This window comes from Qipengyuania sp. GPGPB31, assembly GCF_038396345.1.
Classification (GTDB): Bacteria; Pseudomonadota; Alphaproteobacteria; order Sphingomonadales; family Sphingomonadaceae; genus Qipengyuania; species Qipengyuania citrea.
Genome location: NZ_CP149572.1, coordinates 1,491,604 through 1,506,752 on the forward strand (window position 1 = coordinate 1,491,604; position 15,149 = coordinate 1,506,752).

Here is a 15,149-nt window from a genome sequence, read left to right on the forward strand (position 1 = left end):
CCGCCGGGCGACAAATTCAGGCTAGGCGGGCGCCGTCGGGAATGCCCGCTCCGGGCTGCGCCAGCACGATCGCCCCCTCGGCGTCGGGAAAGCCCAGCACGAGGATCTCGGACATCACCGGACCGATCTGGCGCGGCGCGAAGTTGACCACTGCCATCACCCGCTGCCCGACGAGGCCTTCGGGGGTGTAATGTTCGGTAATCTGCGCGGAGCTCTTGCGTTCGCCGATGTCGGGGCCGCAATCGACCCATAGCTTGATTGCCGGGCGGCGGGCTTCGGGGAAGGGTTCGGCGCGGGTCACGGTGCCCGCACGGATGTCGAGCGCGGCGAAATGTGCGAAATCGGCATAGTCCATCGTCCCGGTCTATGCAGACCGCGGCGCGGCATCAACCGTCGGCAAGCGGTTCCAGCCCGGGGACCATGATCGTGCGGTCGCCGCCGAAATCCTCGCGCACCACTACCAGGCCCTGCCGCTCGAGATGATCGAGCAGGCGCCGGATACGGCCGGGCGAGCTGGTGCCATAGGCACGCGCGAGCGCCGCTTCGTCGACCTGCGTCTCGCCCGCATGCGCGGCCTTGGCGATCACGAGGAACGGGCCGAGCAGGTCTTCTTCCACCGCACCGGCCAGCTGCATGATCCGCGCCTGCAGCGCTTCGTCTAGCTCGGCCAGCCCGGCGCCGGCCACGGCGAACCGGCGGCGGAAGGCGCGCATGTCGGGCATCGGCCCGATCAGCCGCTCACGGCGGCAACGGGTGAGGAAGGTCTGGTATTGCGCGCTGGCCGACTGGAAGGCGATCCCTTCCTCGCACGCCAGCTCGGCGATGATCTCGGCGATCCGCGTGGCCACCGCAGTGTTATCGACCGGCTCGCCGCGCGGAGCGACCTGGCGTTCCTCCGCCGCGGCGATGCTGGTTTCGATCTCGTCCACCGGCGGGGCCGGCGGCGGCGCGGGCGGCGGCGGCGCCTTGGCGACATCGCTGGCGAGGTCGGTGGTGAGCAGCGCCGCCATGTCTTCGGGCGCGGTGTCGGGCAGCGCCATCAGCCCTTCGCTGCGGGCCTGCTGGCCGGTCTGCACCGGACCGATCTTCACTGCCAGCGGAACGCGCGTGATGGCGGGGCCCAGCGCAAGGAAATGTCCGCGCTCGAGCTCGCGGATCCGTTCGGCCTGGCGCCGTTCCATCCCCAGCAGGTCGGCCGCACGGATCATGTCGATGTCGAGAAAGGTCCGCCCCATCAGGAAGTTCGAGGCCTCGGCCGCCACGTTCTTGGCGAGCTTCGCCAGCCGCTGGGTGGCGACGATCCCGGCCAGCCCGCGCTTGCGCCCGCGGCACATCAGGTTGGTCATCGCGGTCATGGTCATCCGCCGCGTGTCTTCCGCCACCTCGCCCGCCGCGGCAGGGGCGAACATCTGCGCTTCGTCGACCACCACCAGCGCGGGATACCAATGCTCGCGCGGCGCATCGAACAGCGCGGTGAGGAATTGCGCGGCGCAGCGGATCTGCTGCTCGACCTCGAGCCCGTCGAGATCGAGCACCACGCTGGCGCGGTGTTCGCGGATGCGGCGGGCAAGCGCCTCGATCTCACCCGGCGAATAGGCCGCCCCGTCGATCACCACATGGCCGAACTTGTCCGCCAGCGAGGGGAAATCGCCTTCCGGGTCGATCACCACCTGCTGCACCATGCCCGCGCTCTCTTCGAGCAGGCGCCGCAGCAGGTGCGACTTGCCGCTGCCCGAATTGCCCTGGACGAGCAGACGGGTGGCGAGGAGTTCCTCGATATCGAATTCGGCCGGCTTGCCGGAAGAATCGTGTCCGATGGTGATCTGTGCTGTCACTGCGCGCTGGTTAGCGGGCCGAATCTGGAACGGGGAACAGCCGCGGGAAGGTTTTGCCCAATCGCATTGCGTCCGCCCGTCCTGCTCGCTAACCGAGTTGCAAGAGAGGACGCATTTCTATGAAAAAATGGCTGGGACGCACGGGCATTGCGCTGCTCGTGCTGGTGCTTGCAATATTCATCGCGCTGGCGACGTGGGAACCCTTCTGGGCCAAGCGCGACGCCCTGGCGCTGGCCGACCGCACCTATACCGCGGAAATCATCCGCGACGAATTCGGCGTTCCGCACATCTACGGCGATACCGACGCGGATGTCGCCTATGGCGTCGCCATCGCGCATTCGGAGGACGATTTCTCCACCCTGCAGGACGTTATCGCGATGAGCCGCGGGCGCTATGGCGCGATCGCCGGGCAGGACGGGGCGGCGTTCGACTATGCCTATCACCTGCTCGACGCGCGCGGCCTCGCCGAGCGCGACTACCCGCAGCTGCCCGAAGACACGCGCGCGGTGTTCGACGCCTATGCTGCGGGCCTCAACGATTTCGCCGCCGCGCATCCGGGCGAGCGCAAGCTGGCCAATCTCTTCCCCGTCGACGGCGTCGACGTGGCGGCCGGCTTCGCCCTGCGCCAGCCGTTCTTCTTCGGCCTCGGCAATGTCATCGAACCGCTGGTTTCTGGCACGCCGCTGAAGCGCGAACAGGGGCCGGCGATACCCGGTGCCGGGCAGCCCGCGCCCGGCGAGGATGCCGCGCCGGTCGTTCGCACCAGCCATACGCCGCGTACCCGCAACCCCGCCCCGCTGCCCTACGCTGACGAGGCCGCGTTCTCGGGATCGAACGCCTTTGCCGTGACGCCCAAGAAATCGGGCGGTCCCACGACGCTGATTTCCAATTCGCACCAGCCCTGGCGCGGCGGCGTCGCATGGTACGAACTGGTCGTCGAAAGCGGCGAGGGCTGGCATTTCGCCGGAGCGAACTTCCCCGGCAGCCCCTTCCCCTTCCTCGGACACAATGCCGACCTCGGGTGGACCAACACCGTCAACACGCCCGACATGGTCGATGTCTATCAGCTGGTGCTGGACGACAGCGGCACGCGCTACCGCCTCGACGGCGAATGGCGCGAGCTGGAACAGCGCACGGTAACGCTGCCGGTGCGTCTCGGCCCCGTGGTGCTGCCCATCCGCCGCGACATCTACCGCAGCGCGCACGGCCCGGTGATCAAGAACGACAAGGGCGCTTTCGCCATCCGCTACGGCGGGATGGGCAATCTCGGGCAGCTGGATGCCTATTACCGGCTGAACAAGGCGGCATCGCTCGACGAATGGCAGGGCATCCTCGCGCGGATGGACATCCCCTCGACCAATTTCATCTATGCCGACAAGGCGGGCAATATCGCCAATATCTACAATGCCGCGATCCCCGCCCGCCCGGCCACCGTCGGCGGCGAACGGATCGACTGGCGCGGCATCCTGCCGGGCGACCGCAGCGACCTCATCACCCGCGGATCGGTCAGCTACGACCAGTTGCCGCGCTATGTGAACCCCGCCAGCGGCTGGTTGGTGGAAGCCAACAACAACCCCTTCCTCGATGCGGGAGCGGGCAGCAATCTGTCGCCCGGGGACTTCCCGCCCGAACTCGGGATCGAGCTCAAGGACACCAATCGCGGTACGCGCGGGGCGAAGTTGATGGCCGAGGCCGAGGTGCTCGACCGCGCCGCGCTGGAGCGGATCAAATACGACACCGCCTATGAGAACAGCGGCTATATCGCCCAAATGCTGCGCGACGTCGCGGCGATACGGACCGATGATCCGGACCTGCTAGCCGCCCAGCGCCTGCTCGGCGAATGGGACCTGAACGCGGATAACATCGGCCGGGGCGACAGCCTCGCGCTGCTGATGATCCGCCCCTTCATGGGGTCGAGCTACAGCAACGACCCCTGGCCCGATGCCGAAGCGGAGCTGCAGCGCTCGGTGGACCACCTGCTGCGCCACTTCGGCCGCATCGACCCGTCGATGGGCGAGCTGCTGCGCCTGCGCCAGGGCGACGTCGACCTGCCTCTCGACGGCGGGTCCGACACGCTGCGCGCCTCGACGCTGTGGGACATCGACGACGATGGACGCCTTTCGGTGCGGCATGGCGACAGCTTCATCCAGTGGGTCGAATGGATGCCCGGCGAGCGGGTCGCCTCACGTTCGATCCAGCCGTTCGGTTCGGCCACCACCCGGCCAGCTTCCCCGCATTATGCAGATCAGTCTACGCTGTTCGTCCAGCATCGCTTGAAGCCCGTCCACTTCTGGCGCGAGGACGTCCTGGCCAATGCGGCGTCGCGGAAAACCGTGACCAATCGCCGCTGACCCGTTAGCCTGCTCGCATTGACGAGATTCAAAAACCCGATCGAGGTACCATGCAAATCAAGCCCCTCCTCACCGTAAGCGCCCTCGCCCTCGCGCTGGGCACCGCGGCCCCAGCGATTGCCGCCACCGCGCAGGCCAATGCCCCCATTGCCGCAGCCGATACCGCCGCGCCCGCCGAACTGACCGCGCTGGTCGACCAGGTCGACATCCCGTTCGAGAAGTTCACGCTCGACAACGGGCTCGACGTCATCGTCCACACCGACCGCAAGGCTCCCATCGTGGCCGTCGCGGTGTGGTACAATGTCGGATCGAAGGACGAACCCGAAGGCAAGTCCGGCTTCGCGCACCTGTTCGAACATCTGATGTTCAACGGCAGCGAGAACGCGCCGCAGGACTATTTCCAGTACCTGCAGGAAATGGGCGCGACCGATTACAACGGCACGACCAATTTCGACCGCACCAATTATTTCCAGACCGTGCCCCGCCCCGCGCTCGAACGCGCGCTGTGGCTGGAAAGCGATCGCATGGGCTATCTGCTCGGCGCGGTCACGCAGCAGAAGCTCGATAACCAGCGCGGCGTCGTGCAGAACGAGAAACGCCAGGGTGACAACCAGCCCGGCGGCCTCGTGTTCTACGAGATCGTCAAGGCGCTGTTCCCCGCGCCGCATCCCTACGACCACACGCCGATCGGCTCGATGGCCGACCTCGACAGCGCCAGCATGGACGACGTCCGCAGCTGGTTCCGCGACAAATACGGTCCCAACAACGCCACCGTGGTGCTGGCGGGCGACGTGTCGGCTGAAGAAGCGCGGCCGCTGGTCGAGAAATATTTCGGCCCGATCGCGCGCGGCCCGGTCAACGACCCGGCCGAAGCCGCCATCCCCGAGCTTGCCGAAGACGTCCGCACGGTAATGCGCGACCAGGTCGCAGCGGTCAGCATCGACAAGTACTGGACCGCACCGGGCATCACCGACCGCGAACTGACGGCGCTGACCGTGGGCGCGCAGATCCTTGGCGGGCTGTCGTCGAGCCGGCTCGACAACACGCTGGTGCGCGACGAGCAGCTGGCGGTGAGCGTTTCGGCCGGCAACTACGCCTGGCAGCGCGTCGGCATCCTCAACGTCTCCGCGACCGCGCGTCCCGGCGTCGAGGAAGCCGAGGTCGAACGCCGGCTCAACGAACTGGTTGCCCAGTTCATCGCCGAAGGCCCGACCGAAGACGAAGTGCGCCGTGCGGCGACCAGCACGGTTGCCGACACGATCCGCGGGCTCGAACAGGTCGGCGGCTTCGGCGGCAAGGCCGTGACGCTGGCATCGGGCGAAGTGCTGGCCGACGATCCTGCCTTCTACGCCCGCCAGTTCGAAATCCTCGCCACGCTGACGCCCGCCGAAGTGCAAGCGGCCATGCAGCGCTGGCTGACGCGGCCGTCCTTCACGCTGGTGCTCGAACCGGGCGAGCGCGACGGGTCCTACGAAGAGGCGGCGAGCGTCGCCGAAACCGAGGCCGCCGCGGAAGCTGGCGCGCCGGATGCCCTGACCGTGACCGAAGTCCGCCCCGCGCCGCCGATTGAATCGGTTGCCGAGCTCGACTTCCCCGAGGTGCAACACACCGCGCTGGCGAACGGCATGACGCTGCATTACGCGCAGCGCGACGCCATTCCCGCCACCTATGTCACGCTGTCCTTCGATGCCGGCAGCAGCGCCGATCCGGCGGACATGCGCGGGCTCGAAGGCCTCTCACTCAGCCTGTTCGAGGAAGGCACCACCAGCATGAGTTCGCGCGAGATCGCCGAGACCAGCGAACGGCTGGGCGCGAACATCTCGCTCGGTGGCGGCGCCGACCGGTCCAGCTTCACGCTGTCCGCATTGTCGGCCAATCTCGTCCCCTCGCTCGAACTGCTGTCCGACATGGTGCGCAATCCCGCGTTCGACCCGGCCGAAATCGACCGGGTCCGCGCGCAGCGCATCACCAGCGTCGAACAGGAACTGCGCACGCCCGCGGCCATTGCCGCGCGCACTGCGGCACCGCTGATCTACGGCGCCGACAGCCCCTATGCCGGCCCCGACAGCGGGACCGTTGCATCGCTGACCGCGATCACGCGCGAGGACATTACCGCCTTCAAGGACCGCTGGATCCGCCCCGACAATGGCGAAATCTTCGTGGTGTCGGACCGGCCGCTGGCTGAAATCGTGGGCGCGCTGAACGGCGTGTTCGGCGACTGGGAAGCCCCCGCCGCGGCCAAGGGCACCAAGAGCTTCGCCGACGCGCCCGAGGCAGCCACCGAAAGCCGGATCGTGCTGGTCCACCGGCCCAATTCGCCGCAGAGCTATATCTATGGCGGGCAGCTGACCCCGGTCGATCCGCGCGGCGAAACCTATGTCGACTTCCTCAACGCCAACAACGCGCTGGGCGGCAACTTCCTCGCCCGGCTCAACATGAACCTGCGCGAGACCAAGGGCTGGAGCTATGGCGTACGCGGCGCCCCGCTGACCAATGAGAACGCGGTCGCCTATACCGTGCGCGCGCCCGTCCAGGCCGACCGCACCGGCGATGCGCTGGCCGAACTGATCCGCGAAACCGGCGAATTCCTCGATACGCGCGGCGTCACCGACGAGGAGCTGACCCGGATCGTCACGGCCGAGATCGGCGAACTGCCCGGCCAGTTCGAAACCTCGGGCGCGATCCTCGGCGCGATGCAGTCCAATGCGCTCTACGGGCGGCCCGACGATTACTACGAAGTGATCGCCGATCGTTTCCGCGCGCAAACCACCGACAGCCTCGATGCCGCAGCCCGCGCAGCGATCGACCCCGACCGTTTCGTCTGGGTCGTGGTGGGCGATGCAACGGTCGTCGAACCGCAACTCGAACAGCTCGGCCTGGCAGTCGAACGCATCGAAATGGCGGGAACCGACTAATTGACATTCGTGTCAGCAGGCCCGATTGAAATGGGACTTTGAACCCCCAAGCGAAGAGAGGAATTTCCATGTCCGTAGCAGGTACCTACGATACCGTCGTGAAGAGCCCGATGGGCGACCAGAAGGGCACGCTGACGGTCGTGCCGAGCGACGACGGCAACAGCTTCACCGGCTCGATGGCCGGTGGCATGGGCTCGATGGACATCACCGACGGCACGATCGAAGGCGATACGCTCAAGTGGAAGATGGACATGACCGTCCCCATGCCGATGACGCTCAACTGCACCGCCACCGTCAATGGCGACCAGATGACCGGCACCGTCAATGCGGGCGCTTTCGGCGACATGCCGCTGACCGGCGAACGCCAGGGCTGATCGGCCCGGTCCGTGACGCAAGGGGCGTCGGGAGCGATCCCGGCGCCCTTTTCTTTGGCCTGCTTGAGCCAGCGGACGGAACTTCCACCCGCACCGGGGCTTGGAAAAAGGACAGCATGGACGACAGCGACCCTCCCAAGCCGCGGCACCGCGCGATTCCCAGCAGCCGCGCGGCGCGGCTGGGCACCTTCGGGCGGCTCGCCGGCGGGGTTGCCGGGGGCATGCTGGGCGAAGGCGCCCGGCGGCTGGCCCGCGGCGAGCGCCCGCGGATGCGCGACCTGCTGCTGACCCCGGGCAATGTCGGCCGCCTGGCCGATCGCCTGTCGCACCTGCGCGGTGCGGCAATGAAGCTCGGCCAGATGATCTCGATGGATGCGGGCGACATGCTGCCCGCCGAACTCACTGCCATTCTCGCGCAATTGCGTTCGCAGGCCTATCGCATGCCGCCGCAGCAATTGCGCAGCGTGCTCGCCGCGGAATGGGGGCCCGACTGGCGCCGCCGCTTCGCGCGCTTCAACGCCACCCCGATTGCCGCGGCATCGATCGGCCAAGTGCACCGCGCGGCGCTGCCCGACGGGCGCGAAGTGGCAATCAAGGTCCAGTATCCCGGCATTCGCGAAAGCATCGATTCCGATGTCGACAATGTCGCGACCCTGTTGCGCGTATCGGGCGTACTGCCGCGCGAGCTCGACCTTGCGCCGTTGCTGGGCGAAGCCAAGCGGCAGTTGCACGAGGAAGCCGATTACGAACGCGAGGCGGCGCAGATGACGCGCTTTGCCGACTGGCTGGACGGACATCCCGATTACATCGTGCCGCGCCCGCTGCACGAACTGACCACCGCGCGCGTGCTGGCGATGGATTTCATCGACGGCCAGCCGATCGAGGCGCTGGGCGAAGCACCGCAGGAGACGCGCGATGCGGCGATGCGCGACCTGATCGCGCTGGTGCTGCGCGAACTGTTCGAATTCGGCGCGATGCAGACCGATCCGAATTTCGCCAACTACCGCTTCCAGCCCGACACCCGGCGCTTGGTGTTGCTCGATTTCGGGGCGACGCGCGATGTCGATCCCGCGACCGCGGAAGGCTATCGCACGCTGCTTGCCGCCGGGCTCGCAGGCGACCGCGACGCGGTGCGCGAAGCTGCGCAGGCAGCGGGCTTCCTGGGCGAGGCAGCCATTGCCCGTCACCGCCCGCTGGTCGACCGGATGATCGACATCGTGGTGACCGAGATGAACCGGCCCGGCCCGTTCGACTTCGGCGATCGCGGCTTCATCGAAGTGCTGCGCGAACAGGGGATGGAAATGGCCGCCGACCGGTCGACCTGGCACATCCCCCCGGTCGAGACGCTGTTCGTCCAGCGCAAGATCAGCGGCACCGCGCTGCTCGCAGCCCGGCTTGCAGCGCGGGTCGACGTGCGCGAACTGGTACGCCCCTACCTTGCGGGCGGCAGCGCCTGACGAAATTGGGCTGCCGGATCGCTCCGACAGCCCGTGTTCGTGACTGCGGCCCGGCCTAGCGGACCCCGGGCATTGCCTTGGTCAGGCGCCGGGACGGTTCAGCCCAGCTTGTCCTTGAGGATCTGGTTGACCACCGCGGGATTGGCCTTGCCCTGCATCGCCTTCATCGTCTGGCCGACGAAGAAACCGAACAGCTTGTCCTTGCCGCCGCGATATTGCTCGACCTTGTCCTCATTGTTGGCAAGGATCTCCTCGATGGCGGCCTCGATCGCCCCCGTATCGGACACCTGCTTGAGGCCCTTTTCGTCGGCGATCGTCTCGGGCTCGCCGCCAACCTTGAGGACGATTTCGTAGATTTCCTTGGCCTGTCCGCCGGAAATCTCGCCCTTGTCCTGCATCGCCAGGATGCTGGCCTGCGCTGCGGCAGTGGCATTGGCCATATCGGCTTCATCGCCCAGCGACTTGACCACGCCCGGCGCGACCGAAAGCGCCCAGTTGGCGACCTGCGTGGCGACCTCGGCCTCGCTCTTGCCGATCTTGGCCGCGGTCGCCGCAAGAAGCGTTTCGAACCGTGCGAAGGTTTCCACCTCGGCTGTGAGTTCGCGCGCGTTGTAAGGCGTCAGGCCCAGTTCGCTTTCGTACCGCTTGCGCTTGGCGTCGGGCAGTTCGGGCAGCGAGGCGCGGCATTCCTCGAGGAAGCTGTCCTCCAGTTCGAGCGGGAGCAGGTCCGGATCGGGGAAATAGCGGTAGTCATGCGCATCTTCCTTGCTGCGCATGGTCCGGGTGGTGCCGGTGCCGGGATCGAACAGCCGCGTTTCCTGGTCCACGCTGCCGCCATTCTCGATCACGTCGACCTGGCGGTTGGCTTCATATTCGATGACCTGCATCACGAAGCGCACCGAGTTGACGTTCTTCGTCTCGGTCCGGGTGCCCAGCTCGCCGCCGGGCTTGCGCACGCTGACATTGACGTCGGCGCGCATCGAGCCCTCTTCCATATTGCCGTCGCACGAACCGACATAGCGCAGGATCGAACGCAGCTTGCGGACATAGGCGCCCGCTTCGGCGGGGCTGCGCATGTCGGGCATCGATACGATTTCCATCAGCGCCACGCCGCTGCGGTTGAGGTCGACATAGGACATGGTCGGATGCTGGTCGTGCATCAGCTTGCCCGCATCCTGTTCGACATGGATCCGTTCGATCCCGATGACCTTGTCCTCGGGAATGCCGGCCTTCTCGTCGGCATCGATCAGCAGCTGCCCTTCACCCACCAGCGGGTGGTAGAGCTGGCTGATCTGGTAGCCCTGCGGCAAATCGGCATAGAAGTAGTTCTTGCGGTCGAACCGCGACCACTGGTTGATCTGCGCCTCGATCGCCATGCCGGTGCGCACCGCCTGGCGAATGCACTCGCGATTGGGCACGGGCAGCATGCCGGGCATTGCCGCATCGACGAGGCTGACCTGCGTATTGGGCTCGGCACCGAAGGCAGTCGACGCGCCGCTGAACAGCTTGGCGTTGGAGGTGACCTGCGCATGGACCTCGAGGCCGATCACGACCTCCCATTCGCCCGTTGCGCCCTGGATGCGGTAGTTACTCATCGTCTTTAGGCTTTCCATTGTCACTCTTGAACCGCGCCTCGCCGTGGTTGATCCGCTTGGACAGGATCGCGGGCAGCGCCATCACGCCCAGCACCGCCACCGCGGCGACCAGCGTGAAGATGGCCTCGTTCACCACCATTTCTCCGGCTGCGCGTCGAACCCGGCGCGCTGCTGGATCGCGAGTCCGGTGTTGAGCACACCCTGTTCGTCGAAGGGCTTGCCCACGATCTGCAGCCCGAGCGGCAGGCCGTCGTCATTGACCATGGCAGGTACGCTCATCGCGGGCAGGCCGGCCAGCGATGCCGGCACGGCGAAGACATCGTTGAGATACATCGTCAGTGGGTCTTCATTGAGCGAACCCAGCGGGAAGCTGGCGGTCGGAGTGGTGGGCGCGAGGATCGCGTCGCACTGGCCGAACGCCTGCTCGAAGTCCCGGCTCACCAGCGTGCGGATCTTCTGCGCCTGCGTGTAATAGGCATCGTAGAAGCCGGCGCTCAGCACATAGGTGCCGATCAGGATACGGCGCTTGACCTCGTCGCCGAAACCGGCGGCGCGGGTGGCGGCATACATGTCCTGCAGGCCCGCCCCGTCAGGCAGGTCACGCAGGCCATAGCGCACGCCGTCATAGCGCGCGAGATTGCTCGATGCCTCGGCGGGCGCGACGATGTAATATGCGGGCAGCGCGTATTTGGTATGCGGCAGCGAGATATCGACGATCTCGGCGCCCGCATCGCGCAGCCATTCCTTGCCCTGTTCCCAACTCTTGAGAATGGCCTCATCGGTGCCGTCCATCCGGTATTCCTTCGGGATACCGATCTTCTTGCCCTTGAGGTCTGCCGACAGGCCCGCTTCCCACTGCGGCACGTCCAGCTTGAGGCTGGTCGCGTCCTTGGGATCGAAACCGGCCATGGCCTCGAGCATGATCGCGCAGTCTTCGACGCTGCGTGCCATCGGGCCCGCCTGGTCGAGGCTGGAAGCGAAGGCGACCACGCCCCAGCGGCTGCAGCGGCCATAGGTCGGCTTGATCCCGCAGATACCGGTGAAGGCGGCGGGCTGGCGGATCGAACCGCCGGTATCGGTGCCGGTGGCAGCGGGCGCGATCCGCGCGGCGACCGCGCTGGACGAACCGCCCGACGAACCGCCCGGGCTCATCGCGGCATTGGTGCCGTTCTTCTTCCACGGCGAGGAGACATTGCCGAAATAGCTGGTCTCGTTCGACGAACCCATCGCGAACTGGTCGAGATTGAGCTTGCCCAGCATGCCCGCACCCGCATCCCACAGCTTCTGGCTGACAGTGCTTTCGTACTGCGGCGTGAAGCCTTCGAGAATATGGCTCGCAGCGGTGGTCTGCACGCCCCTCGTGGCGAACAGGTCCTTCATGCCGATCGGCACGCCGCCCATGATGCCCAGATCCTCGCCCTTGGCGCGCTTGGCATCGGCGGCATCGGCCGCCGCCAGCGCATGGTCCGGCGTGGTCACGATGAAGGCATTGAGGTCGGCCGCTTCGGCCACGGCGGCGTTGAAGGCTTCCGCCACTTCGCGCGCGGTGAAGCTGCCGCCCGCCACGCCATCGCGGATCGCCTTGACGCCGAGATCGGTCAATTCGCTCATTATTCGATCACCTTGGGCACGCCGAAGAAGCCGTGTTCGGCGGCGGGGGCATTGGCCAGCACATCCTCGCGCCGTCCGCCAGCGGTCAGCGGGTCGGCGTCGACGACATCGTCGCGCAGGCGCAGCGTGTTGGGGATGACCGCGGTCATCGGCTCGACGCCGCTGGTATCGACCTCGCCCAGCTGTTCGACCCAGTTGAGGATATTGTTGAGTTCGGGGACCATCGTATCGAGTTCGTCATCGCCCATCTTGATGCGGGCGAGCGAGGCGATCTTGGCCACTTCTTCGCGTGTGACTGACATGCTCGCGCGTTAGCCGCGCGCGCGGCCCGCTTCAAGCAGCGATGCTGCAGCGCAATGCTATTCGAAGGGATCGCCTGCGGGCTGACCGTCGATATAGACCCGCCGCCCGGTCCATTCGCGGATTTCCACCTGCGATCCCGCGCGCTGATCCGGAGCGTCGAACTCCGCCCTGATCGCGGCTTCGCGGGCTGCCGTTACAGCTGTCTGATCGGCGGGCCCGGCAAGATCGAACTCTTCCCAGGCGATGCGCCCGTCCTCGACCAGGGCGACCCTGCGCCGCCCATTGTCCCCAGCCCCGGCATCCAGCGCCACGCAAGGGTTGTCGCAGCGCCACGGCGAGGCGCGCACATGGTTCTCGACGTGGCGGCGCAGCGTCTCGTCCTCGAACTGCATCCGCAAATTCGCGAGCCGCTCGTTGCGCTCGGTGCCTCTCTCGACATCCCGATAGGTGCGGGCTTCCTGCGCGAGGGCACCGGCAGCGAGTTCTGCCACCTCGGCATCACTGCCCTTCGCCAGCTGCGCCAGTCCTTCGCGCCCGGCCTCGCCGAATTCCCAGCGCAGCGCGTCGAAGTCGAAGTCGTCCACCGCAACCCTGCCGCTTTCGAGCCGGGCGATCTGGTTCTTCGCCGATATCGCACCGAAATCGAACAGCGGCAGCGCGAGGATGAAGGCCAGCCCGCAGGTCGCCACCGCGAGATGCATGTTCGCGGTGCGGACGCGGTCCATCCAGCCGATCAGTCGTCCGCGGATCGGTGCAATGAAATAGGCCATGCCGTAAGCGACCGCGACCGCCACCGCGACGATGCCCCAGAGCCGTTCGGGGCTGAGCCCGTATTCGGCGACCCGCGTTCCGGTCGAGACTGCCGCCAGCAGCGCCAGCGGGAAGATCGCCAGCGCCAGCACCAAAGCGGCCCAGCGCAAGACGCGATTTGCGCTGACTTCGTGATCGGCGTTGCGAATCACCGCATTGACCAGGACGAAGCCCGCCACCGCCACCGACAGCAGCAGCGGCGTGGGGCTTTCGGTCGCATTCCACAGCACCGCAATACCGCTTGCCAGCACGGCCAGCAGGAAGATCGCCAGCGCGGCCGCCAGCGGCACGGCGATAATCGAGAACACCAGCATCACCACCGATTGCAGCGTGCCGATGATCTTCAACTGGTTGCGCAGCACGCCCAAGGCGGCGCCGAATGCCGAACCCGAGAAGATCCAGCCGAACCAGGCCTCGTCGACCACGTTCTCGACCACGTCGATATCGATGGCGGAGAAGAGCGCGGCGAGCAGCACCGCCAGCAGCCACGATACGCCGGTGAAGGCGAGCGCCCCGACGCCGCTGATCGCATCGGTCCATACGTGGAAGTGGGTCTGGTCGTAGGCCGTCCGCCAGCGCAGCCGGTGGAACCCCGCCTGGAACAGCGGCAGGGCCAGCGTTATCGCGACCAGCCCGGCGGCGACCCAGAAAGGCTCGTCGGCATAGCGGTCGCCCGCGCTCGTCACCCGCCAGGCGATTCCCGCCATGACCAGCGCGACCAGCCCGGCGAAGACCAGCGGCTCCTGCCAGCGGATACGCTCGACGGTGAAGGCCAGCGCCAGCGGACCGAAGACGAAAGCGGCGGCGAGCGCGGCCCGCCACGGCGGCATGTCGGCCGCGTTCCAGTCGGACAGCAGGTGGACGGCGAGCCCGGCGAGGCCCAGCAGGACGGCGAGCGCCCAGGGCCGCAGCGGCCAGTCGGCATGGGCTGCGGGCGCGTGAACGGCGGTTGCCTCGATCATGCGCCCTCCCCCGGCGGCCGGCCTATTGCGCCGGCGGGGGTCCCGCCTGGCCGTCGGCGCCCTGCTGCCCCATCATCTGCTGGAGGGCAGCGGCGCGCGCCTGGAAGTCGTCGCGGCTCATGAAGTCGACCACTTCCACTTCGAACACCAGATCAGCATTGGCGGGGATCGGCGAGCCCGGCGGCGGTTCGGCGCCATAGGCCTGATCGGCGGGGATCGTCAGCACGTAGCTGCCGCCCTTCTGCATCTGCTGCAGCCCCTCGATGAAGCCGTCGATGATCGCGCCTTCCTCGAGCAGCAGCGGATTGCCTTCGGGGAACAGGCCCGGCGGCACCGGCAGCGGCTGCGACCGGTCGAATTCGGTCCCGTCGGCCAGCGTGCCGACATAATTGACGAACACGACATCGCCGAGCTGCGGCGAATCGCCAGAGCCCGCGGTTACCGTTTCGACATCGAGCCCGCGCGGCATGGCGGCCCAGGCAAGACCCGCGGCGACGAGGACGGCAAGCAGCACGCCGAGCCATAATTTGGTCAGCGAGCCCTTCTTGATGGGCTGGAGGGGAACGCGGGTGATCTCGGTCATGAAAGTCTCTTCCGGATTCGCAACGGCGGATACGCAAAGGGCGCGGATTGCTCCGCGCCCTCATGGCTTAGCTTGGTAGCAGTCGCAATAGCGACTTACTTGGCGCCGTCGCGCTCCAGCCGCTTGCGCTCGAGCTTGCGCGCGCGGCGGACCGCAGCCGCCTTTTCGCGGGCGCGCTTTTCGCTGGGCTTCTCGTAGTGGCGGCGCAGCTTCATTTCGCGATACACGCCTTCACGCTGCAGCTTCTTCTTGAGCGCGCGGAGGGCCTGGTCGACATTGTTATCGCGAACCATGATCTGCATAAACTTCAATACCTCGACTTTGCGGGCCAGAGCCCGCGCAAAAGCGGGGTA

13 protein-coding genes are annotated in these 15,149 nt (G+C 66.9%); 4 read left to right on the plus strand and 9 right to left on the minus strand.

Features of this window, described 5'->3' with window-relative positions:
- Window positions 1–16: 16 nt before the first annotated feature.
- Together WKH79_RS07610 and WKH79_RS07615 are read right to left on the minus strand one after the other, a co-directional pair.
- Complete coding sequence (locus WKH79_RS07610; RefSeq protein ID WP_050600798.1) at window positions 17–355, minus strand: tRNA-binding protein; 339 nt, start codon at window positions 353–355, stop codon at window positions 17–19.
- A gap of 31 nt (window positions 356–386) precedes the next feature.
- Window positions 387–1,835: an ATP-binding protein gene (locus tag WKH79_RS07615; protein ID WP_230832591.1), complete on the minus strand. Its 1,449-nt coding sequence runs from the start codon at window positions 1,833–1,835 to the stop codon at window positions 387–389.
- Window positions 1,836–1,954: 119 nt separating this feature from the next.
- Between WKH79_RS07615 and WKH79_RS07620 the strand changes: the two genes are divergently transcribed.
- The 4 genes from WKH79_RS07620 to WKH79_RS07635 all read left to right on the plus strand — a co-directional run bounded on the left by WKH79_RS07620 (window position 1,955) and on the right by WKH79_RS07635 (window position 8,932).
- Window positions 1,955–4,186 (plus strand): acylase, encoded by a 2,232-nt coding sequence (locus WKH79_RS07620; protein ID WP_341858504.1) that lies wholly within the window; start codon window positions 1,955–1,957, stop codon window positions 4,184–4,186.
- Window positions 4,187–4,236: 50 nt separating this feature from the next.
- A complete protein-coding gene (locus WKH79_RS07625; RefSeq protein ID WP_341858505.1) occupies window positions 4,237–7,101 on the plus strand; it encodes a pitrilysin family protein in 2,865 nt (954 codons plus the stop codon).
- Window positions 7,102–7,169: 68 nt separating this feature from the next.
- Window positions 7,170–7,475 carry a hypothetical protein gene (locus WKH79_RS07630; protein ID WP_050600802.1) on the plus strand — a complete coding sequence of 102 codons (306 nt, stop codon included), beginning with the start codon at window positions 7,170–7,172 and terminating at the stop codon, window positions 7,473–7,475.
- A gap of 116 nt (window positions 7,476–7,591) precedes the next feature.
- Entirely contained in the window at window positions 7,592–8,932 is a 1,341-nt protein-coding gene (locus tag WKH79_RS07635) for an AarF/ABC1/UbiB kinase family protein (protein ID WP_341858506.1), read from the plus strand.
- Between the two features lie 98 nt (window positions 8,933–9,030).
- Here the strand turns inward: WKH79_RS07635 and gatB are convergent, their stop codons facing one another.
- The 7 genes from gatB to rpsU form a co-directional block, all read right to left on the minus strand.
- Window positions 9,031–10,527 carry an Asp-tRNA(Asn)/Glu-tRNA(Gln) amidotransferase subunit GatB gene (gene gatB / locus WKH79_RS07640; RefSeq protein WP_341858507.1) on the minus strand — a complete coding sequence of 499 codons (1,497 nt, stop codon included), beginning with the start codon at window positions 10,525–10,527 and terminating at the stop codon, window positions 9,031–9,033.
- Window positions 10,520–10,660 (minus strand): hypothetical protein, encoded by a 141-nt coding sequence (locus WKH79_RS07645; RefSeq protein ID WP_156488953.1) that lies wholly within the window; start codon window positions 10,658–10,660, stop codon window positions 10,520–10,522. The genes gatB and WKH79_RS07645 overlap by 8 nt, the downstream gene beginning before the upstream one ends.
- Entirely contained in the window at window positions 10,657–12,138 is a 1,482-nt protein-coding gene (gene gatA, locus WKH79_RS07650; RefSeq protein WP_341858508.1) for an Asp-tRNA(Asn)/Glu-tRNA(Gln) amidotransferase subunit GatA, read from the minus strand. The genes WKH79_RS07645 and gatA overlap by 4 nt, the downstream gene beginning before the upstream one ends.
- Window positions 12,138–12,440, minus strand: a complete 303-nt coding sequence (gatC, locus tag WKH79_RS07655) for an Asp-tRNA(Asn)/Glu-tRNA(Gln) amidotransferase subunit GatC (protein ID WP_063513054.1) — start codon at window positions 12,438–12,440, stop codon at window positions 12,138–12,140. The genes gatA and gatC overlap by 1 nt, the downstream gene beginning before the upstream one ends.
- Window positions 12,441–12,497: 57 nt before the next feature.
- Entirely contained in the window at window positions 12,498–14,213 is a 1,716-nt protein-coding gene (locus WKH79_RS07660; protein ID WP_341858509.1) for a DUF4153 domain-containing protein, read from the minus strand.
- Window positions 14,214–14,235: 22 nt separating this feature from the next.
- Window positions 14,236–14,796: an FKBP-type peptidyl-prolyl cis-trans isomerase gene (locus WKH79_RS07665; protein ID WP_050600808.1), complete on the minus strand. Its 561-nt coding sequence runs from the start codon at window positions 14,794–14,796 to the stop codon at window positions 14,236–14,238.
- A 95-nt stretch (window positions 14,797–14,891) separates the two neighbouring features.
- Window positions 14,892–15,098 (minus strand): 30S ribosomal protein S21, encoded by a 207-nt coding sequence (rpsU, locus tag WKH79_RS07670; RefSeq protein WP_050600999.1) that lies wholly within the window; start codon window positions 15,096–15,098, stop codon window positions 14,892–14,894.
- Window positions 15,099–15,149 lie beyond the last annotated feature (51 nt).